The following is a 20,462-nucleotide window of genomic DNA, read 5'->3' on the forward strand; positions in this document are numbered from 1 at the left end:
TTCGTGGAAAGTCTCTCGCGAACGAGGAGAGCAGGGCAAACTTATGACAGAAAGCGACGTAAGCTCGAACCGATCTCCGGTAAGAATGTGGAAGGTACCCCTCGATGATAGCTAGGAAGGGATCGAAAAATGGCTGTTAGCCTCCACTGCAATGATCTACTCAAAGATCCTGTGCCGCCTAAGATGGGCGGAAGAAAAGCCAAGCGATTGGCTTACTGGATATCCCACTTTGCGCAGCGGCTTGTTTCTGTGTTAGCCCATGTTTGGTGAAAATTTCGTAAGTTATTGATTATCAATGGTCATTTTTTCAATGTGTCACTATGTGGGGGCTTTAGAGGTTCTTTTTTTTGGGTTTCCAAGGCTCTAAGGAGCTGATTTTCAGGGCGGAAAGAATCCTCGAACAGCCGCTGATTCCGCCTTCTAGCACCCTGTCATCTCCCATGGCTCTCCTCTCAGAAGCTCCACAAGCCGGTCCACATGCGGAGCCAGAAGCTCCTTCCGCCCAAGATAGGCAATCGTCCGCTGCTTAATCTTCCCTCCATCGTAGTAGCTCTCCACCAGCAGGACATTCTGGTCCACCTTCCCGCTTGGCCGCCGAATTGGCACGATCCGCAAAAACATGAAGAGACATTATTTCAAAACGCCAAAACATGCAAGGATAATCGAGCAATAAATTAAAAAAAAGTTATTCACAGTGTAGCACTATGTTTTTTGCAAAAATCGCTTCCTCTCCTCTGGAGCACCCCCAAAATCAGCCCATTTTCACCAAACATGGGTTAGGAAAAAGACAAGCCGCTCGCTTCTAAATTTCACATGACAAAAGAGAGGCAAGCTGCCATCCTTTTGGCTTGTGAAAGGACCTGCGGAAAGGCAATCGGAAAGTCGCCAAGAATGTTACTAACTCACTCGATTGTATGCGGGGAATGTAGGTATCAAACTTTTGAAGAGAAGAGGAGATAGCATATCTCTCTCATGAGTCTTGAACATGGTAAAAGGATGGTTATTGCTTTTTCAGCTAGCTTAAAGATTCAGGGCATAATTTGACTTGTTTTAAAGGAAAAGGAGGCAGTCATTCCCTACGCAGCGCAACTACAAGTTCCGAAGCGATTATATGGAGAAGCAGTCGAGATAGAGGCTTTACTTTCTGAAGTTTTCTCAAAAGACCACGGGAAATAGGAGAGAGGGTTTTGATGGTTGCTCGCTAATCTCTCTAAATATCATAAGGAGGAAGGGAGAAGAAACGGCACAATTTTCAGGCGATTGGTAAGAATCCAGGCAAGGCAGTTAAAGCAAGACGCATCCGCAAGCACCACTTGGGAAGATAAAAAGCGATTGCTTTGCGTGCGCAAGGGGCTGGCGGAAATAGAGAGGCAAATAAATGCAAGCCTAAGCCCTCTTCTTACATTACGAGGATCTTCAGTATTTGTTTCTGAGGATTTACATATATAAAGTAACGTTTCAAGTAAAGGGCATTCCAGGCGCATTATACAAATACGTAGCGGCATGATTAAAAAGCGAATCGATTTTCTGGCGCCTGGCTGGAGGTTCCTATCGAGAGAAGGTCAATCCAGCTTAGATCTCTTAGCTTTGTTCGCGGTGTAAGTAGGTTCATCCGAAGCAGTGCATGTGGAACAAGTTTGTGTGCTGGGCATATAAGCTATGTGGATAGGGATAGTGCATACAACCAAATAAAAAGGATCGGAGATCCGGAGATTTCCCTGTGGACGCCGCAGAACCGGCTGCATGCGATTCGGTTGAAGAGGTTTACTTGTAATAGCGGGCTACCGTCCGATGGGAATCTCGATGAGGGGAGGCTGGCCTTGGATGGACGACTCTAGGCACTGGGAAGTGTCCTCTTTGATTGCCTAAATGATATGCTAATTCTAGCCCGCTCTCCCGTAGAACGAAACGGTCTTGGCAATCCCTGGTCATCCCTGTCCAATACCATGGTGAATTGAACGAACTTGGGTCAGGCGTAAGCGTTTCCGAGTACGTTTTAAGGAACAGTACTTGGAAGCTGTATTGCTTCGATAAGTCTTGTGGGTTCGTTAGACATGTCAATCTTCTTCAAAAATATCTTTTAGATTTATGACTGAATAGAGCATTGACACATGAGAGCCATTGGCTTCCCTTACATCAAACTAGACTACTCAAGCGTTCCTGATCCTTTTGGATATTCCATTTTCATTACATAGAACGTTTCTATATAAGATAGTACTGTATACGATTATGACATATACGCAATAAAGGAATAACAATTATGTAACATATATGCCATACTACTGACACCTATATGTTATAATAATTACATATAAATTTAACATAAGAGAATTTGAAATAACATATTATTCAGCAGTATTAACATTTCATGCTTACCTGTAAGATGTATCTTACTAATATCCTTATTATCCTGCTTGGCATTACTTATTGTGTCGTTGCCACTGAGACAGGGTTATATGAGAATAGCAGATCGTCTTCATTGTTGAGCGAGAGAGTGACGAATCCTACTTCTATGCTAAGTAGTGGCCATAAAAGTTGGGATACTCTTCAAAATGACTCCACTTACTTTTGGATACTAGACTAATTGGCTAATCAGTGATATTGTAAGCAATAGCCTTATAACAAGCAATGTATTTGAAAAAGATCTATCCCTTCTGGATTTATCTTTTCCTCTCGACTTTTCTGTTTGCTTTGCCGCAAAAGCCTAGTTCAAATCCACTCTTGAAACGGCTTATAGTTATAATTGTACCAGGAATGATAGATCGCGTCCAGGCACACCTACGAAGTGGGGATATCTCTGCTGCTGAAAAATCAGCTCTTACCGATCTGAAATTAGTTCAATCAAGACTCCGAAAAGCAGCTTTTAGTGGTATTGGACTCATACCAGTCTTAAATAATCTTGCCGTTATTCGTGTTCATCAAAACCGTCTTGAAGAATCCTCTCAACTGCTTAGCCGCACGATCAAAGACGGACAGCGGGAGATCGATCGATTAGAACTACAATCCGGCTACAACCCATGGTCCTGGTATATCCTGCCAGGAGGCAGCAAAGGCTCTGAACAGATCAAATATCTCCTTTCTCTCTGTCTCTTCAACTTAGCTACAGTCTATCGATTACAGGGCAACACCGAAGATGCTGGCCCATTGGAGGCAAAAGCACTGAAATGGAATCCCAAGCTTTCTTCCCTCATGCAGTTACAATCAACAGCTCCAACCACTCCGAAACCTAAACATCCATCCTCTCCTCCTCCCCAACGGCGTCCTTCACCCCCACGACCTACTCCTCCAGACTGGTATCCGAAAGAGCGCAGTAAAATCCAGATTGGAGGTGTCGACACATTTCAAGACAAACAAATAAAAGGGTAGGGGCCTTGTTGTATTACTCGAAAGTATAAATAAGTTAGCAAGCTTTTTAAGACTTTACTCTATATTTTTCATATTATAACGGATCTTAAGGACATGCCTGTATCTTTAATGGAGTAAGAATAATCTACAATCAAGAAGTAGATTTACACATAGTTATATTTTTTTACATTTATTCGTAATATTTCCATATTTCTGTAACATAAATGTTACATTATTTCCTATTGCTCAATTTTATTTGCAACATTTAATATGCTTCCATGACTGTCTATCAGGTATTTGCCATCATTGGATATGCTACTATATTCATGAGTATCAGTATTCCTGTGTTGTGTTATGCTGGCGAGGAGCTTCCGACCACTCGTTCTTCGCCTCTTCTCAGTGACAATTCCTCTAATGATCCTTTACTGCTAGGTGGCGGCCCTGAAAGTTGGGATACTCCTCAACATGACTCCAATATCCTTTCTCCTTCTTCTGTCTATGGCGGCTCAAGTCAACTTCCAAGAAATCTTGGAAGCCTACAACCCCTACTGGCTCAAAACTCATTATCATCCTCAGCTTCTTCGACTTCTACTTCTTCATCTGCTTCCTCGGCACCATCTGGTAGCACCCAGGCAATCTCCATGCCCGAAACTATTGTTTCGACAACCAGTGAATCTGTCTTGCCAAGCGAATACGAAATCAATTCCGTCTACGGCATGCCGACAAATATTATTGATACTCCAAGAAGTGTCCAAGTTATTACCAAGCAAGAAATTGAGCAATCCGCTTTCGTTACACAAAATGTGATGTCGCTAATGTATATGGCCCCAGGACTTTATATGGGAACTACCTTTGGAGAATTCTCAGTCCCCAATATCCGCGGCATGCCAGCCAACAAATACATCAACGGGATGCTTTCCTTCCTGCCTGGCACAGGCTATGAAGGTGGTCCCATGAATATGAACGACTTTGATCAGATCAACATTGTGCAAGGCCCCACCATGCCTAGCCTCCTTTCGATACGAGCTGCTGGAGGCTATCTTGATATCCAAACCAAACGACCCTATTTTGATACTTTTCACGGCTATGCGACTGTGTGGGAGGGTATGTACGATCAAAACGTTTGGCAGGCCGATGTGGGAGGCCCCATCAATGACAAGCTTGCCTTTCGGTTCAGCTATCTGGGTGACTACTCGGGTAACTACTATTATAATGATTATCTTCACAATGAGGCCTTTTATGGGGCATTGAGCTTCCGTCCTTACGACAACTACGAGATCTTCTTCAATAATTCGTTCTACACAGAAGGCTATAACGAAATTGGTGGAATTAACCGACCTACTCAAGAGCTTATTTCCGACCATGAATATCTTTCTGCTTTTATACCGAACGTATTTCTAGGCCCACCAGTATTGGTTGATCACCATAAGGTCAACTATAATATTGGACCGGAGTTGTATAACTATGGGGTTTCTGTCCTACCAAAGTATTATAACACTATTCATTTTGTTCCTTTATCAGCAATTGGTGGCTATCGGGCAAATCTTTTAAATCCTGGCTCTGGAGGATTTGTAGTCAGTGAGAGAGGCCAGATTATCCAAAGGATTAACATCGACGATGGATTTCAGATCATCAACAATAGCAACTTTGAGTGGTTCACCTATAACTACCAAAATTTTACGCCTTATAATATCTATACCCCTGGCTCTTGGGTAGGACAAAACAACACGTCAATCCTCCTTAACTTCGACACTCCTATCGGAGGTGACAAGGAAACACTAGCAGAAGAAAAAGGGGATCAGAGCGATCAAAAAAATCTTCCCCTAAAAAAGAAGCAACCGTTCCGGATCCACCATACCGTTAATACAGGATTTGAAGTCGATTATGCCAATATGATTGTCTACGAGGGCGACTTCGAACAGACTTTTAATCCATGGAATATGGGTCCTTTGGCGGATGCGGTCTACCCTTCCTATTTTCAGTATAATTTGCCTGGTAGACCTTGGTTTACCAAATACCTCTATCAGGACGTCCCGATTCCTGGCCGTCCTGGTCAGGTGTTTAATCCAGGCAATTTTAGTTCGACTGATTCAGAGACCTGGTACTTGCGACCTTACTGGCAGCATCAGATAGACTTTGGGGAACACTTTTCGATTTTCATGGGAGCAAGTGTCTTGAGCCTTATGGGTACGGCTCAGAATCCAGTAGGGACACCCAGCACCTACTATGACTTTGGCGAGGCGCTCCATCCTACTGGACACTACTTTTCTACTGTTATCCCTAACTTTGACTTCAGCCCTCGTTGGAAGCCGAATGAGTGGACAACTGTCTATTTTGATTTTCAACAGGCCTATTTAGCTGAAACTGGAGCTTTTTACGGCCTTTCCCCCTTGACAAGCAACTTCGATCTTCACCTCCATCAGCGACTCTTCAGCGGAGGGGTCAACTTCAGCCTGCTCAATGGCAAGCTGAACATTTTGACTGCAGCCTTCGATCAGTTGTTTCAAGAATTAGAATCTTTCAAGAAGGTCCTTCTTGTTCCGGTGCCAATCGATGTGGTTGGAGCCACAATGCAAGTTGTCTATCAGCCGGATCGTCATTTATGGCTTGTAGCCAATGCCTCGTATATCCAGGGTACATTCGACTATGGTCCACCCCTAACCACAGGTCCGAGCATGGATCAGCCTTATCCAAGCAATTATGTTCTTCTCAATCCAGCGAAATATCCATTCGACTTATTTGGATATTTTCCATTTGGGACATATAACTATGTTGGCTGGCCTAATTTCCAAACCTCGTTCATGGCGACCTATACATTGGATTCTGGGATCGGTTTTTTTGCATCCTTTAACGCTACAAGCCCACAATATCTCGCCTATGATTACCAAGTGAGGATTCCTTGGCAGTATACGCTTAACCTTGGAATTAGTTACACGAGTCCTGACAAACATTGGACAGCCCGTGTATGGTTTTGGAACGTCACTGATCAGCACAACTGGATGACATCCGGTAGTGGATTTGCGACTTCCTTCAACAATTATGACGAGCTCATGGTTTCTTGGCCATTTTGGATCCAAGGTCAAGTGAGTTACCAATTTTAGTTGGAAAAGGTGTACAATGATTTCATACAGATCCCTAATTCGGTGGTTGGTTCAGTGTTTTCTTTTTGCTATTCCTCTTGGAGTAGTATTCCCCAAGCAGGTGACGAAGCCCACTTCCATGGGATGGCAGCTACAGTTCATCCTTGGAGCTAATGGAGAGGGTAAACAGGCTCAGGCTCTTTTGAATTCTGGCCATCCGGCAGAGGCTGAGAAAGCAGCGGAAGCGGATCTTCATACGATGATGGCGAGAGCTAGCTTTGGCTCATTCAGTCTTCTACTTCCCTATAACAATCTTGGAGTGGTCTATGCGACCGAAGGCAAATACTCCGAAGCTCATAAGATGTTTGCTCGGGCTATTGGTCTTGGGCGTGCTGCGGTAAGCCAGGGAGAGATGACCAGTGGATATAGCGCAGGTTCTACTTACCGCCAAGCGGGAGCTGGGGGAGGCAAAGGGGTTGAGGTGCAAAAAAAACTGCTGGCTCTCTGTCTTATGAATAATGCCGCTACCTTTCGGATGGAAGGAAAAATGACTGAGGCAATATCTTTAGAACACCAGGCACATAAGCTCGATCCAAACTTACCGTTGCCAGCTTCCGATCGCTAGTTTCATTCAGATTCATACCATATCGGAAATGCCTATGGGTGGTTCTTCTTCCTTATGAATCTACCGATTACTCAACAGCTGGACCTGTAAAAGAAAATAACAACAAGACAGGCACTTTCTATAGCCCTTCTGGTAGATCAAGTGATCTCTCAGCCGAGGAAATACGTGGTTGGTTGACTTTGCTGATTTAGTTTCTAGCGATAGTTAAAACGGCTATTTCCTGAGCTCTGCCCTCTTTTTTCAAGACTTCCGCGCATGCTTCAACCGTTGCCCCTGTAAACATTATATCGTCTATAATCAATAAGTTCTTAGCTGATAAGTCAAAGCCCCTTTTCAGTCTAAAGCTATCTCTTATGTTAATGCTTTTCTCTAGTAAAGAAAGGCCTGTTTGTTGCTGACTAAACTTGACTCTTTTCAATGCTGGTAAGTACTCTAACTGTTGACGGCGGCAAAGAGATAGGGCAAGTTCTTCAGCCAAATTAAAGCCTCTTTTTCTAAATTTCTTAGGATGCAATGGAACTGGGACCACTCCATGGCAACGCCAGCCAGCAATGTATTTTTTGTAGCCTTTTTCTAGCCATTCTTCAAGGATACCAATAAGGTGGTATTCGTTGTGGTATTTCACCCGTTGAATCACTTCTTGGACTAGCCCACTGAAGACAAATCCTGCTCTTGCAAAAAGAAAAGATCTAGGTTGGGTCGAGCAAATTTTGCAGTTTTTAAGATAGGGTAATTCTTTAGGAAAGGGTAGGCAACAATGATAACAAAAGGGAGGATCAAGAGGGTAGATAGATAGGTTGGGAAGCTTGGGTGGTGGATAAATTAAAGAAAGAAAACATTGAGCTTCCCTTTGGATTTCCCATAGTATTTTCTGTAAAAGATCCATAATATAGCAGAAAAAACTGCCAGTATGACACTTTCTTTACTGTCAGACAGTAGCCTTTCAGGTTCTATCCAGCTTTGGGAATGTACTAAAAAAACAATGCCCCCATGGATACCAATAGGCTGCCATATGTTTTTCCCGTTTATATAGGCTACTCCCAAAAGGATGCCGAGCAAAAATAAAATGAGTCCTTGGATAGAAATCCATTCTAGGCGTAGGACTGGTTGAAACATCTCCAGTAGGACTTGGAAACCACTTCCCAGGGTGGGATGGAAATCAGGATAATTTTGCGGTTTATTATTCAAAAAATGGGAAAGAGAGAAAACCCCAGCACTGGCAACAAGAGCAGGCAGCTCTCCAATGGATCTCATAAAAACTCCAAGCAGTATTCCTCTCATCATTACCTCTTCGATAATGGCAACTGCGGCCGCTTTGGAGAAAATTTTGAGACTATCCTCTATGGAACCTGTAGCGTGTGGAAAACGAATGATTTTGCCAAGGATTTCTGGTTCTATAACAAAAGAAAAGCCTACTATCCCTATGGCCCATCCTAAGCCATACAAAAGGGGTCTAAAGACTGGTCTTTTAAAACCTATATCTGCCCAGTGGTAAATGCCAAGATGCTTTCGAAAAAGAAAAACTACTGCCAGCAAAATGATTTCAAGGAGTCTGTGATAAAAACGAATAAAAGAAAGAGGGCCGCTTATCGAAAAAAAAAGAAGATAGGCGAAAGGACTTATGGCTGATGCAAAGATAAAAGAAAAAAAAATCAGGAACAATAAAAAAACCACCTCGATAAGGTAAAAGAAAAATGAAAGGACTTTAAAGAAAAAAGAGAAAGGAACCGTTTCCTCTTTTTTCTAGGGCTTTTCTATCCACTGGCCTATTTTCCTATAACGGAGGTATCTTTTTTCTAACAGTTCCTTAGGGCTTAGGGCTTTTAAAGCTTTTATATTTGAAAGAATATACTCCTTAAGGATTTCGGTGGCTTGATCCCAGTCCCAGTGAGCAGCTCCTTTAGGCTCAGGAATGATCTGGTCTATAATCCCAAGTTCAAGAAGCTCTTGAGCAGTTAGTTTAAGTAATTTTGCGGCTTGTGGAGCATGCTTTTTGTCTTTCCACAGAATAGCTGCACATCCTTCAGGAGAGATCACCGAATAATAGGCATTTTCCATCATCAAAATTCTGTCAGCAACCCCTATACCTAAAGCTCCACCGCTTCCTCCCTCGCCTATAACAACCGAAACAATGGGCACAGTGAAGCCTGACATTTCCATAAGATTGGTAGCGATAGCCGCTCCAACATGCCTTTCTTCTGATCCAATTCCAGGGTAAGCTCCAGCCGTGTCAATGAATGTAATAATAGGAAGATGAAACTTATTGGCAAGTTTCATCAGTCTTAAGGCTTTTCTATAACCTTCGGGAAGAGGACAACCGAAATTCCTGGCTAGGTTTTCTTTGAGTGTTCTTCCTTTCATTTGTCCTATTGCCATTGCTTTTATTCCATCAATAGTCAGGAAGCCCCCGACGATAGATAAATCGTTACCAAAGAGTCTGTCTCCATTGAGTTCAAAAAAATCGGAGGATAGCCTTTTGATGTAATCTAGAAAATAGGGTCTTTTAGGATGGCGGGCAATTTGAACCCTTTGCCATGGGCTTAGACTAGAATAAATCGTTTTTTTTAGTTCTTCGAGTTTGGTGTTTAGAATGTTTCTTTGTTTTTCTAATTCTTCAGCGGATAAACCATTGTTGGTCTTTAACCGCTCAATTTGTTCTATTACTTCAACAATGGGCTTTTCGAAATCCAAATAGCCGTTAGAATGCATAGAAGGATAGATTTATTTTGTTGCAAACAAACAGTAAAAAAATTTCAAATGTAGTTATATTTTATCATGTCTTTTCAGAGAATCTAGAACAATATATGGAACAGAAGGCACTGTTTCGCTTTGCTATCGTGGTTAGTTCCTATCACAAGGAATATACCAGTCGGCTTGTCGAGTCAGCTCTGGATATACTTCAGGGACACAAAGTCGATGTCTTTTGGGTGCCGGGGGCATTCGAAATTCCCCTGCAGGCCCAAAGACTTGCCCGCAAAAAAATTTATGACTGCATTCTCTGTTTTGGGATCGTCTGGCAAGGAAAGACGGCACATGCGGCTGAAATCCTGCGAGCTTGTACTGACGCTTTGATGAGGATAGGGCTTGAAAACGATCTCCCAATCATTCACGAAGTGCTTTCGATACGTACTCAATCCCAGGCTAAAGCACGAACAATGGGCAAGCTCAACCGAGGAATAGAAGGAGCAAAAACGGCCTTGGAAGTATTGTCACTGAAATTTGACAACACGGAAGCATAGTTTCAGTTTTAAAGATATTGAAAGTCACGATCAGGTCTGCTTATTAAATAACCAGCCCATTTCTTTTCCCTTGAAGAGATTACCTTCTCATTGCCCTCAACTTCCTTTTTTTATCTCCCTTATGTTTGCTTCCATTTTCTATTTAATTTTTTATGCCTTCTTTTTCAGTGTTATTTTTTCTTCTTTAGAAGTATTCTAACATTTCCATTTATTTTCTCGTGTTTTTTTATGTCGGCCAAAAGAGGATTATGTTGTTTTTATGGGAATTAAATAGCATATTATGATCCCTTATCTGGCAATCTTCTGCTATCATTTTAACTAAATCTTAAGGGAATGGTTCTTCTAATGACAAGCAGGCGTAAAATTCGAGAACTTATTATTCAATTTCTTTATCAGTGGGAAATGAACAAAGAGAGTCCTTTTGAACAGATACTTAGCCTTTTTTGGGATGTTGCAGAGATAAAGGAGGAGGATAAAAAAGTTGTAGAAGAATGGATTAGAGATATTGTAAAAAGAAAAAAAACGATAGAAGAAAAGATCAACAGTTATATCAAAAACTGGAGTCTCGACCGGCTAGCTATTGTGGATAAGTGCATTCTCATGCTAGGAATCTATGAGATTCTTTACAGAAAAGATATTCCTCCCGCAGTAACTATTAACGAATCTGTTGAAATTGCCAAAAAATATAGTACAGAGGCATCTGGAAAATTTGTCAATGGGGTACTTGATGCGATCCGAAAGGAGTCTGGTAGACAAGCTTGGATAACAAGTAGCTAAACGGTATGGATAATGGGATGAAGTTATGTCATTTTGGAAAAACTTAGTAGGAAAATTTACAACGCTTATTGGTCAAAAAGAACTGGTAGATTGGGAAGCTATACTAATCGAATCAGACTTAGGGATAAATCTATCTCAAAAGCTTTATAGCTTGCTTGAAAAAGAAAAATTATTGACTAGAACTGATTTAGCTGAAAGAAGAATCCGTAAAGAGCTTATCGCTATTCTTGGAAACGACAGCCTTTCTTTTCCTATTGGCCAGCCAGGAGTCATTCTTCTTGTAGGGGTTAATGGAGGGGGTAAAACGACTACTGCGGCAAAACTCGCATATAAGTTCAAGAGCGAAGGAAAAAAAGTCTATTTAGCTGCCTGTGATACCTTTAGAGCTGCAGCAACCGAACAGCTGAAAATTTGGGCTGACAAGCTTGAGCTACCAGTCATCTCAGCAAGAGAGGGTGTAGATGCTGCCAGTGTTGCTTTTAGAGCTTTTAGCCAAGCATCCCAATCTCAAGCTGATTATTTGATTGTAGATACGGCTGGTAGACAAGCGAACAAGAAAAATCTCATGTTAGAATTAGGGAAAATTAAAAAGACATTAGAAAAAGCATCTGGCCAGATTCCGCTTTTTGTTTTATTGGTTGTCGATGGGACTTCTGGATCTAATGTCTTAATTCAAGCCAGAGAATTTCACGAGGCTTTAGGACTAAGCGCCATGGTTGTAACCAAACTCGATAGTTCTGCTAAAGGAGGAATGATTGCTGCTGTTAAATATGAACTAGGTATTCCAACCTTGTTTATTGGTCGTGGAGAAAATCTAGAGGCTTTGGAAGCATTTAGTCCGGAGGGTTTTATTGAAGAGTTTTTCTCTCGATGATCGTTACTGGATGCAAGAAGCCTTTAAACTGGCTCTTTTAGGGGAAGGTTTGACTAGCCCTAATCCCTCTGTGGGCGCTGTGATTGTTAAGAATGGGATAATCATTGGAAAGGGTTATCATAAAAAAGCTGGAGCTCCTCATGCAGAAATCGAAGCTATAGAAGATGCCAAGAGGCATGGCTACTCAGTCAGCGGCTCTACTTTGTATGTAACCCTGGAGCCTTGTACATGCTGGGGGAAAACCCCTCCCTGCAGTTTGCGAATTATTGAAGAGAAAATAAGTCGGGTTGTGGCTGGTTCTCCAGATCCCAATCCAAAAAATAAGCCGAGAGCCATGGAGCTTTTTCGTGCTCAGGGGATCGATTTTTCATGGGAGATCCATTCAGAGGCAATTTTTCTTAATCGAGGATTTTATCATTGGATTGTAACTGGAAAACCCTGGGTGATAGGTAAGATGGCTATGGCTATTGATGGAAGCTTTTCTGCTGGGATTGGAGATGAGAAATGGATTTCAGGGCTTCCGGCACGAACCGTTGCTCATACACTAAGGATGATTTCTGACGGTATTTTAATTGGAGCCCAGACAGCCAGGCATGATAACCCTCTGTTGACTATCCGGCATGTAGATAAAAAATATAAAGTCCAACCTTGGAGAGCTATTGTGAGCCTTTCGGGAAGGCTGCCGAAAGAACTTTTTCTTTTTACTGATTCTTTTAAAGAAAGAACATTACTCTTTGTTAGAGTTCCTTTAGAGATGGTTTTAGAAGAGTTGGGTTCAAGGACCGTTACAACTTTACTTGTGGAAGGAGGAAAAACGATTTTTCAGGCTTTCCTTTCTAAAGGACTCATTCATGAGGTGGCGTTTTTTCTTTCTCCACTGATTATAGGCAAAGCCCATCACACCGAATGGGGCAATTCTTTGATTGAATCAAAGGCTTTGTCTAGTCCTATTCCTTTGATCTATCCATCTTGGGAAAATTTAAAAGGGGATATTTATTGTCGTGGACTTTTATTAAAGGGTGCTCAGTTCCTTGAAGAGATTCGCAATCAAGTTATTAATCTAGCTAATGTATGAATACAGTTAATAAACCAAACGCTAGGTTATCCTATAAAATTGGGCGTGTGTTACTTTCAGAGGAAAAAATTCAAAAGAGAATCCTCGAACTCTCTGCAGAAATTCGAGAAGCATATCGAAAAAGGCCTTTTATGATTTTAGGGCTTTTGAATGGTTCACTCTTTTTTGTTGCAGATCTCCTTAAGAATTTACCGTTACGGACAGAAGTCGAGTTTTTACAGCTTAAAAGCTATGCTGGAACAGTTTCCACAGGATGTATTCAAGGACTAGAATGGATAGACAAAAAAAAATTTGAAGCTAAAAATATTCTTGTCATAGACGATATCCTTGATTCAGGCCAGACATTAAGTGCGGTTAAAGAAAAACTCTATGATTCAGGGGCATTGAATGTCGAGTTTTGTGTACTTTTAAAAAAGCTAAAAAAAGAGCAAAAGCCGATCCAACCAAAATGGGTAGGATTCGAAATACCGGATGTTTTTGTCGTAGGATATGGACTAGATTTTGAGGGGATGTATAGGGGGCTCAAATCGATTCGGTCCTTTTCTCTAATTCAAAAATAGACATAAAAAGAATATTCTTGTTCTATGCGTGGCTCTAGAAGTTGTTTTCCTATTTGAGGTGCCAACCACTAGACCACTAGGTATAATAGGCATCGAATCAATACCATGCTGGAATAATTTAGGCTTAACAGCTGGTTTGGCCTTCTTTTGGATCTTTTTGTTGGGAGTTAGAAAGCATTCGCTTAGTTGAGGGGATGAGGAAAGGGGGGAAGAAAAGGGCGATGGTTCGTGCTAAGACAAGGATAAGAACCGCAAGACTCCATATCAAAATATGGATTCCTGAGATCTTTTCATCAAATAGTAAGAGCATGAGCTCCCGAAGTACAAAGGCCGCTCCCGCTTCCAAAAGCACATGAAGTCGAATACGGTCAAATTGGAAATATTCGACGAAAGCGCGCAATAGCTCGAGGATAACAACTAGAGAAAGAGTTCGTTCGACAAGATCGCGAAAATTTAAATTCGCCCTGTTTTTTGCCAAACCTGGAGCTAATTCCCATACGCTGCGAACGATTTCAACAGCCAATCCAATAAGAAGCAAAAAAATGATGAGATTAAAGGCAATTGCAACCGAAATCCTAAAAAAATGGAGCAGGACTTTTTGCATTTCAGTAAGTTCCTGTTCTAAACTTGGGAAACAATCTAGGGAAGATCTATAAGAAATTGTAATAATAAGCTGAGCTGAAGCATCTGTCAAATAGAATACCAAGAGTTCAAAGGTTGTTCGGATTTAAAGAAACTTTCTTATTTTAGAAAAAGAAGAAAAACTCAAGGTTAAGAGCGCCAAAGCGACGATCCAGTCTCCAAATTTTTTATATACAGTTTCGGCTGGCTGATACCAATGAGCTTCTCCTACCATTATCCCTTTAAATCCAACAAGTTTCCCATCTTTTTTAAGAATATTAAGTATTCTTCCTCGTTGATCTATCCATACAGATACCCCGGTGTTGGTGCATCGGAGCAAGGGAATATCCAGTTCAACTGTTCGAAATAGTGCGTTAATCATGTGGAGAAAGGCACCCGAGGAGTCCTTAAACCATCCATCATTTGTGATATCGATCATAAGATCAGGTTTTTGAACGGCCATTTTTCGTACATAACTGGCGATTGTATCCTCAAAGCAGATAAGAGGAGCAATTTTGAGTTTGGGATTATCCAGGAAAAAGATATTGGATGTTTTTCCTGGGGTAAGATCAACCTGGAAGGGAACGAGTTTGCGTAGGAATGGAAAAATGTTAGCAAAGGGGATGAATTCCCCGAAAGGAACAAGACGATTTTTTGCATACAGTTCTAGCTCTTCTTGAGGATATTTGAGTAGGACCGCTACATTGAAAAGTTCTTCTCCTGTGGCTTTAAAGGACCCAGAGAGAAAAGAAAAGGGCTGTGCTTGCTGCAGCTTGCGAATTGGTTCTAAAAGTTTTGGAGATGAAAAAAAATCCAAGCCAAACGGGCTTTCTGGCCAGCATATAAGATCTGGAAAATAGCTTAAAGATTGTCTACTTAAAGTGATTTCCTCCAGAAAACCCGCTTCTGGGTCGATCGTAACATTTAAATCCTGAGGGATATTCGGTTGGATGGCTGCATAACGGAGCTTAAAAGCTGGCTGTCCTGAAGGAGTATTTAGGCGATATTCTCCATAAAAAATACAAAGAGCTAAAAGTAGCAGAAGTGACAGTAACTCTAGTTTTGGAAAATAAAAAGAATGTGCAACAAACTGTCGATACAGCGAACGGAACGAAAAAAAGATAAGTCCATTAATGGTAGCTATAAGCCAAGAAAGGCTCAAGACGCCGCCAAGGCTACTAATTTGGATAAAAAGGGGACTTTTATAAGCACCCACTCCTAGTTCATTCCATGAAAAACCGCTGAATAGCCAGCTTCTGATCCATTCCAACAGAATCCACAGACTAGCACTGTTTATAGCATTGAGAAGATTGGTTTTTGAAGAGTAGGAAGAAAATTGAACAAACGGTCTTCCTAAGCCCAGCAGCCAGAGAGCTGGATATAAAGAGAGATAAGCAACCAAAGCAGCCGTTCCTAAAATGGTGACATAACCAATCCACCAGAAAGATAGAGAAAAAAAGAGCATGCCACTAAGATAGCCACTCCAAAATCTTGCCCAGGGCTTTTCCTTATAGTAATCAGCTGCGGCAAAAAGCGGAATAAGGCTAATCCAGCTGAAAAGAAAAGAAGCTTGAGGGCTGAAAGAAAAGGCCATCCCAACCCCAGATAGAGATGGCAGAATGAAAAAGAAGAAAATTCTCGCAGAGAAGATCTGTTTTGTTTTTTTTTCTTTTATTTTAAGATTTTCCATGGATGGTTTTAAAGCTTATGAAAATTAAAGTGAATGAAAAAAGGAATTTTCTTTTCTTCCCCTTTTTCTCTTTTATGCGTATTCCAAAGAAATATAGCTAATGAGGATAAGAACGAAATATGTTGAAAATATTGCGTACGCATTCGTGGTTGCTTGTTGTTGTGCTTGCCGTCATTGGCGTCTCCTTCTTGTTGTTTTTTAACATACCCGCTATGAGCGGGTTAAAAAATCCGTCTGTTGCCAAAATTGCCGGCAAGAGTATTTCATTGGAAACGTTCAGATTAGCTAGACAAGCCAGCTCGATAGAGATTGCCTTGAGCTCTGGGAATCAGCCTTATGGAGAGAATCTCCAGCAAATACTCGATCAAATGGCCTGGACGAGATTGCTTTTTCTACAAGCCGCAAAAGAGTTGCATTGCTTGGTTCCTGAAGAAGAAGTGGTTCAATTCATTCAGCAGCTTCCCTTTCTTCAGAAAGAGGGAAAATATGATCCTGCAATTTATCAACGTTTTGTCTCTTCTTTTTTGGTTCCACAAGGTATAACCGAAGAAAGATTTTTGCAGGTGATGCATGAAGAGCTTGTAATTGGGGAGGTTAAAAAAGTTCTGATTGCCCCTGTAGAAGTTGTTTCAGGAGAATTAGATGAAATTTATAACATGACTTTTGGTGCTGTGCAGGTCGTTCTATTTAGGCTGAAGATCGATCCTTTTATGCAAAATCTTCAAGTCAAACCCGAAGAAATTGAAAAAGAATATAAAAGCCATTCCAAGGATCCGGACTATTATACGGCTGAAAAAAGAAAAGCAGGCTATGTGTTTTTTCCTTTTCCTCCAGAATGGCAATCTCTAAAAGGAAAAGAACTTGATGAGGCCAAAAGGAAGCTTTTAGAAAAAGCCGAAGATTTTTCAATAGATACTGTTAGACTAATGGAATCTTCTCAAACTGCGGAGATTGAAAAGATCGCTAGAGAAAAAAATCTTTCTTACCGCCTTACCCCGTTTTTTTCTTTGGATCATCCTCCTACAGAGGTAGAGGAACCTGAAAAATTTGCCAAAGCCGTTTTTGAACTCTCTCAAGAAAAGCCTGTTAGTGACCCGATTGAAACTTCCAAAGGATATTATGTCATCGTTCTCCTTGGGGTAGAAAAAGGGGTGTTGCAGCCTTTTGAGCAAGTAAAATCCATCATTGAAGAAAAACTTAAGCGAAAGAAGGCTTTTGAAGCTCTTTTCGAGAAATCGAACGCTATTGAAAAAGAGCTCAATAAGGCACTGAAAGAAGGGAAGGACATCGAACAAGTAGCCAGGGCTCAAGGTCTTGTGATAGAAAAGCCTCCGTCTTTTGTTCCTGTTGATCCTCCAAAAGACTTAAACGCGGCTGCTGAAATAGGTTTTGCTTGTCAGCTATTGGAACCATCCCGGTTAAGTCGTTTTCTGCCTACACCGGAAGGTGGGGTTTTTATTTATCTACAGAACCGCTTCGCTCCCGCATTGCCCAATGAGATGGAAATTAAAAACAAGCTTGAAAAAGATCTGCTTATGAGTAGAAGGCAAGCATTCTTAGAGGAATGGGTGTTGTGGAGAAGCAAACAGCCAGGTTATATGCCTCCTGCTTCCTTGTTGCAAACCGCTGGCATACAAGATAAGTAATTTGTTTTAGCTTTTCTTTGATAGCCGGATCCCAAAAAGAGGAGCAATTCTAAAAAGAGAGATGGTTGCAAAAACACATAACGGGGTAAAAATTGCAATAGCTGGGGGAATTCTCATGCCTTGGCCTAAAATCTGGAAAAAGTGGAAGATCAAATAAAAGGCGATAAGAATAAAAAGGGCATTAAAAACTCCGGCAGCCGGATGTCTGCTACTGAGTCTTCCTCCTTCTGCTAACCCAATAAGAAGAAGGACAAGGACAGATAGAGGTTCGGCAATGAGAGTGTAGAATTGGACTTGATAGGGGGCAAGGAGCGTTTTTTGAATATTTCCTGGATTGTCAATCAGTTTCCATAATTCTGAGGCATTTAGATCGCGCGGTTTTTTTTCAAGCGCCACCATTTGTCTTGGAGGCGTTGTCCAGGAAATTAGGGAAAGAGATTCAAAATAGGTGCTTTGGAGAAAATTACTCGAGCTGTCATAGTCGATTCGATTGACATCGTTAAGAATCCAATGGCCATCTTTCCAGATGGCTGTACGAGCAAAGTATTTTTTCAGATCTTTTCCAGAATCTTCTTGAACAACGACTTCAACATCTTCTCCCTGATTTTTGACAAAATCGAGCTGACGGAAATACCATATTCTTTTTTCTGCCTTTTCCCTGTAAATGATACCGCGTACAGCATGAACCGATCCTTTGTTTCCTTTGATATCTTCCATAATTTGATCTCTTTTTGCCTGTGAATTCCCACCCGGACCAAGCTGTAGAGCGATAAGAAAGACCGTCATAATAAAACCTATCATCAAAAAAGGAGCAAAGATTTTTTGCAAGGGAACACCGCAGGCTTGCATGGCGACAAATTCACCATGTCTGTGAAGCTGCATGAGAAAATAAAGAGAAGCAAAAAGAGAAGCAGGAGGAACAATCATGATCACCACGGCTGGAAGATAAGCTACATAATAGTTGAAAATCTGACGGGTCGTGGCTTTGTTTTGGATGAAATCTTCCAATGATCCGAAAAGATCAGCAATGATCACAAGCGAACAAAAGGCAAGGATCGTAAAGAGTAAGGGATAAAGGAAACCTTTAAAAAGATAGCGGAACAAAATTTTTTTCATCCAATTTCGCGGGAAACCCCGGCGTTCAGGCCAGGGAGGGATAGCGCGGCGGCGTAAGCTGCCCCTGTTCCCGCATCACCTTTCTCCAATGCTATCTTGGTCCACAAATATCTATAAAGGAATAGAGAGGCGACTTCACTCTGCCTTCCATTCCCAGGGCTTATACCCCATCTGGCTTTTGCCGGTGACGGAGCCGAGCTGGCGTTTCCGACTCGCTTCTCTCGGGAAAGTGCGCGACCAGCTACCTGCATGTACAGGAGAAGGGAACCTTTGGTGCTTTGCCTTTCGCCTGCATGATCCCCTCCTTCCAGGATCCTAGACAGAGGAAGCATCCCGGAGTGGGTCTTGTATAACCTATCGCTTACGTAGTTACTTCTTTGCATCGCCACTGCTCCGTAACTTATCCTGGTCAACCAGGCTTGTACGTAACTACATGCCCCTCCCATTTAGGCAGGGGTAGTTGACTGTTGAACCACTTGAATTAAGCTGTACAAGCTAACCCTTTTTTACAAGAATATGGAAAAAATGTCAGTCAATTCAACCCAAATTATTGAAAGAGAGCTAGAGCAGCTACGCCAGTTAGCATCGAATATGGTGGCTTCTGTGGATATTCTCTCTAGAATTGTCGATAAATTGCTCGAATGTTTCAAAAAAAATGGAAAGCTCCTTTGTGCAGGCAATGGAGGAAGTGCTGCTCAAGCTATGCACTTTGCAGAAGAACTTTTGGGAAAATTTAGAGATAAAAGACCTCCTCTAGCGGCCATCTCTTTAGCATCCGATGGCCCTACGCTTAGTTGTATTGCAAATGATTTTGGATTTGAAGAAATCTTTTCCAGACAGATAGAAGCTCTTGGATATCCAGAAGATCTGCTGATCCTTTTTTCTACTAGCGGTAATTCTCGCAATCTCATTAAGGCTGCGCAATCAGCCAAGCATAGGGGCATGTTTTCTATCGCTTTTCTGGGAAAAGGGGGAGGAGAGCTATGCAGACAGGTCGATATGTCCTGGATCGTCCCGAGTGAAAATCCTTCAAGAATACAAGAAATGCATTGTTGGGCTGTGCATGCCCTTTTAGAGATCATTGAAGCCTGGAAAAACAGTGCCTAATAGCAAGATAAGCTTGATTATGCAGGAAGATTAAAGCAGTTTTACTTTGAACAAAGGCTTGTTAAAATCTACAGGTTTACCATTTTCCGCCAACACCTCTGTGATGATTCCGTGAACTTCGGCTTTAATTTCGTTCATGACTTTCATGGCTTCTATGATGCACACTACCGTATCTTCTGTGACTTCTTGTCCAACTTCTACGTAGGGCTGGGCATTGGGAGAAGGGGATCTATAAAATATTCCTACCATAGGCGAGCGTATCTCTGTAAACTTGGGAGAAGCAAGTAAGGAAGGTTCTTTGTCTTTGACTTCGACAAAATGTCCGCTAGAAGAAGGAGGAGGAGCAGAGACCAAGGTAGGCTGTGGAGGAAAATCTTTTCGAAGCCTCAGTTTGGTATTTTCTTCTTCGATCTCTATTTCACTCAGATTGTTTTTTACCATCAGTTCGATAAGTTCAGCAATTTTAGCTATATCCATATCATTTGTTCCCTTTTTTTCTAAAACCGATGCTTCTCATTTTGTGCAAAATCTCGTTTCAATCAATTCATTTCATTATTACAGTTTCATTGGTTTTACCTAGCTCAAAAAATGTTCGGTAACTAAACATTTCACCGGAAGGAATTCCATCCTCCCTCTTTTTCTCTTGTTTTTATCAATTCTGTCAATTTTTTTCCTTCTTTTGAACTGTTCCTAAAAACAGACTTGAG

17 protein-coding genes and 1 pseudogene are annotated in these 20,462 nt (G+C 41.5%); 10 read left to right on the forward strand and 8 right to left on the reverse strand.

What is annotated here, in order from left to right; translation table 11 throughout:
- Positions 1-423: 423 nt before the first annotated feature.
- Positions 424-621: pseudogene (locus tag QOL44_RS03775) on the reverse strand (IS1634 family transposase); the annotation flags it as partial.
- 2,007 nt (positions 622-2,628) lie between these two features.
- Between QOL44_RS03775 and QOL44_RS03780 the strand changes: the two are divergent.
- From QOL44_RS03780 to QOL44_RS03790, 3 genes are all read left to right on the forward strand, one after another.
- The gene (locus QOL44_RS03780) at positions 2,629-3,366 is read left to right on the forward strand and encodes a tetratricopeptide repeat protein (protein WP_009060643.1); all 738 of its coding nucleotides are present in this window, start codon (positions 2,629-2,631) and stop codon (positions 3,364-3,366) included.
- Positions 3,367-3,623: 257 nt separating this feature from the next.
- The gene (locus QOL44_RS03785; RefSeq protein ID WP_009060645.1) at positions 3,624-6,446 is read left to right on the forward strand and encodes a TonB-dependent receptor plug domain-containing protein; all 2,823 of its coding nucleotides are present in this window, start codon (positions 3,624-3,626) and stop codon (positions 6,444-6,446) included.
- 16 nt (positions 6,447-6,462) lie between these two features.
- The gene (locus QOL44_RS03790) at positions 6,463-7,050 is read left to right on the forward strand and encodes a hypothetical protein (protein WP_009060647.1); all 588 of its coding nucleotides are present in this window, start codon (positions 6,463-6,465) and stop codon (positions 7,048-7,050) included.
- 187 nt (positions 7,051-7,237) lie between these two features.
- Here the strand turns inward: QOL44_RS03790 and QOL44_RS03795 are convergent, their stop codons facing one another.
- From QOL44_RS03795 to QOL44_RS03805, 3 genes are all read right to left on the reverse strand, one after another.
- Complete coding sequence (locus tag QOL44_RS03795) at positions 7,238-7,936, reverse strand: ComF family protein (protein WP_009060651.1); 699 nt, start codon at positions 7,934-7,936, stop codon at positions 7,238-7,240.
- Entirely contained in the window at positions 7,873-8,712 is an 840-nt protein-coding gene (locus QOL44_RS03800) for a CPBP family intramembrane glutamic endopeptidase (RefSeq protein WP_228343256.1), read from the reverse strand. Before QOL44_RS03800 ends, QOL44_RS03795 begins: the two co-directional genes overlap by 64 nt.
- Before the next feature lie 81 nt (positions 8,713-8,793).
- A complete protein-coding gene (locus QOL44_RS03805) occupies positions 8,794-9,759 on the reverse strand; it encodes an acetyl-CoA carboxylase carboxyltransferase subunit alpha (RefSeq protein ID WP_009060655.1) in 966 nt (321 codons plus the stop codon).
- A 95-nt stretch (positions 9,760-9,854) separates the two neighbouring features.
- Between QOL44_RS03805 and ribH the strand changes: the two genes are divergently transcribed.
- The 5 genes from ribH to hpt all read left to right on the forward strand — a co-directional run bounded on the left by ribH (position 9,855) and on the right by hpt (position 13,575).
- Positions 9,855-10,289, forward strand: coding sequence for a 6,7-dimethyl-8-ribityllumazine synthase (gene ribH, locus QOL44_RS03810; protein ID WP_009060657.1), 435 nt, complete (start codon positions 9,855-9,857; stop codon positions 10,287-10,289).
- Between the two features lie 333 nt (positions 10,290-10,622).
- Complete coding sequence (gene nusB / locus QOL44_RS03815) at positions 10,623-11,066, forward strand: transcription antitermination factor NusB (RefSeq protein ID WP_009060658.1); 444 nt, start codon at positions 10,623-10,625, stop codon at positions 11,064-11,066.
- 25 nt (positions 11,067-11,091) lie between these two features.
- The gene (gene ftsY / locus QOL44_RS03820) at positions 11,092-11,940 is read left to right on the forward strand and encodes a signal recognition particle-docking protein FtsY (RefSeq protein ID WP_009060660.1); all 849 of its coding nucleotides are present in this window, start codon (positions 11,092-11,094) and stop codon (positions 11,938-11,940) included.
- Entirely contained in the window at positions 11,918-13,015 is a 1,098-nt protein-coding gene (gene ribD, locus QOL44_RS03825; RefSeq protein ID WP_009060662.1) for a bifunctional diaminohydroxyphosphoribosylaminopyrimidine deaminase/5-amino-6-(5-phosphoribosylamino)uracil reductase RibD, read from the forward strand. Before ftsY ends, ribD begins: the two co-directional genes overlap by 23 nt.
- On the forward strand, positions 13,012-13,575 hold the full coding sequence (hpt, locus tag QOL44_RS03830; protein WP_009060663.1) for a hypoxanthine phosphoribosyltransferase: 564 nt from the start codon (positions 13,012-13,014) through the stop codon (positions 13,573-13,575). Before ribD ends, hpt begins: the two co-directional genes overlap by 4 nt.
- 124 nt (positions 13,576-13,699) lie before the next feature.
- Here hpt and QOL44_RS03835 read toward each other — a convergent pair whose 3' ends face one another.
- A complete protein-coding gene (locus QOL44_RS03835) occupies positions 13,700-14,179 on the reverse strand; it encodes a phosphate-starvation-inducible PsiE family protein (protein WP_045086941.1) in 480 nt (159 codons plus the stop codon).
- Positions 14,180-14,302: 123 nt separating this feature from the next.
- Positions 14,303-15,886, reverse strand: coding sequence for an apolipoprotein N-acyltransferase (gene lnt / locus QOL44_RS03840; protein ID WP_009060667.1), 1,584 nt, complete (start codon positions 15,884-15,886; stop codon positions 14,303-14,305).
- 119 nt (positions 15,887-16,005) lie between these two features.
- Here lnt and QOL44_RS03845 point away from each other — a divergent pair, with 119 nt between their 5' ends.
- A complete protein-coding gene (locus tag QOL44_RS03845) occupies positions 16,006-17,532 on the forward strand; it encodes a peptidylprolyl isomerase (RefSeq protein ID WP_009060669.1) in 1,527 nt (508 codons plus the stop codon).
- Positions 17,533-17,538: 6 nt separating this feature from the next.
- Here the strand turns inward: QOL44_RS03845 and QOL44_RS03850 are convergent, their stop codons facing one another.
- Positions 17,539-18,648 (reverse strand): LptF/LptG family permease, encoded by a 1,110-nt coding sequence (locus QOL44_RS03850; protein ID WP_009060671.1) that lies wholly within the window; start codon positions 18,646-18,648, stop codon positions 17,539-17,541.
- A gap of 516 nt (positions 18,649-19,164) precedes the next feature.
- Here QOL44_RS03850 and QOL44_RS03855 point away from each other — a divergent pair.
- On the forward strand, positions 19,165-19,755 hold the full coding sequence (locus tag QOL44_RS03855; protein ID WP_009060673.1) for a D-sedoheptulose-7-phosphate isomerase: 591 nt from the start codon (positions 19,165-19,167) through the stop codon (positions 19,753-19,755).
- A gap of 30 nt (positions 19,756-19,785) precedes the next feature.
- On the opposite strand, the gene accB is transcribed toward QOL44_RS03855, so the two are convergent.
- Positions 19,786-20,232, reverse strand: a complete 447-nt coding sequence (gene accB / locus QOL44_RS03860) for an acetyl-CoA carboxylase biotin carboxyl carrier protein (protein WP_009060675.1) — start codon at positions 20,230-20,232, stop codon at positions 19,786-19,788.
- Positions 20,233-20,462 lie beyond the last annotated feature (230 nt).

The organism is Candidatus Methylacidiphilum fumarolicum (assembly GCF_949774925.1).
GTDB classification, from domain to species: domain Bacteria; phylum Verrucomicrobiota; class Verrucomicrobiia; order Methylacidiphilales; family Methylacidiphilaceae; genus Methylacidiphilum; species Methylacidiphilum fumarolicum.

Excerpts from the sequence above, each read along its gene's own strand:
- QOL44_RS03780 (WP_009060643.1), top strand. The coding sequence starts at position 2,629 with ATGTATTTGAAAAAGATCTATCCCTTCTGGATTTATCTTTTCCTCTCG.
- QOL44_RS03785 (WP_009060645.1), top strand. The coding sequence starts at position 3,624 with ATGACTGTCTATCAGGTATTTGCCATCATTGGATATGCTACTATATTC.
- QOL44_RS03790 (WP_009060647.1), top strand. The coding sequence starts at position 6,463 with ATGATTTCATACAGATCCCTAATTCGGTGGTTGGTTCAGTGTTTTCTT.
- QOL44_RS03795 (WP_009060651.1), bottom strand. The coding sequence starts at position 7,936 with ATGGATCTTTTACAGAAAATACTATGGGAAATCCAAAGGGAAGCTCAA.
- QOL44_RS03805 (WP_009060655.1), bottom strand. The coding sequence starts at position 9,759 with ATGCATTCTAACGGCTATTTGGATTTCGAAAAGCCCATTGTTGAAGTA.
- ribH (WP_009060657.1), top strand. The coding sequence starts at position 9,855 with ATGGAACAGAAGGCACTGTTTCGCTTTGCTATCGTGGTTAGTTCCTAT.
- nusB (WP_009060658.1), top strand. The coding sequence starts at position 10,623 with ATGGTTCTTCTAATGACAAGCAGGCGTAAAATTCGAGAACTTATTATT.
- ftsY (WP_009060660.1), top strand. The coding sequence starts at position 11,092 with ATGTCATTTTGGAAAAACTTAGTAGGAAAATTTACAACGCTTATTGGT.
- hpt (WP_009060663.1), top strand. The coding sequence starts at position 13,012 with ATGAATACAGTTAATAAACCAAACGCTAGGTTATCCTATAAAATTGGG.
- QOL44_RS03835 (WP_045086941.1), bottom strand. The coding sequence starts at position 14,179 with ATGCAAAAAGTCCTGCTCCATTTTTTTAGGATTTCGGTTGCAATTGCC.
- lnt (WP_009060667.1), bottom strand. The coding sequence starts at position 15,886 with ATGGAAAATCTTAAAATAAAAGAAAAAAAAACAAAACAGATCTTCTCT.
- QOL44_RS03845 (WP_009060669.1), top strand. The coding sequence starts at position 16,006 with ATGTTGAAAATATTGCGTACGCATTCGTGGTTGCTTGTTGTTGTGCTT.
- QOL44_RS03850 (WP_009060671.1), bottom strand. The coding sequence starts at position 18,648 with ATGAAAAAAATTTTGTTCCGCTATCTTTTTAAAGGTTTCCTTTATCCC.
- QOL44_RS03855 (WP_009060673.1), top strand. The coding sequence starts at position 19,165 with ATGGAAAAAATGTCAGTCAATTCAACCCAAATTATTGAAAGAGAGCTA.
- accB (WP_009060675.1), bottom strand. The coding sequence starts at position 20,232 with ATGGATATAGCTAAAATTGCTGAACTTATCGAACTGATGGTAAAAAAC.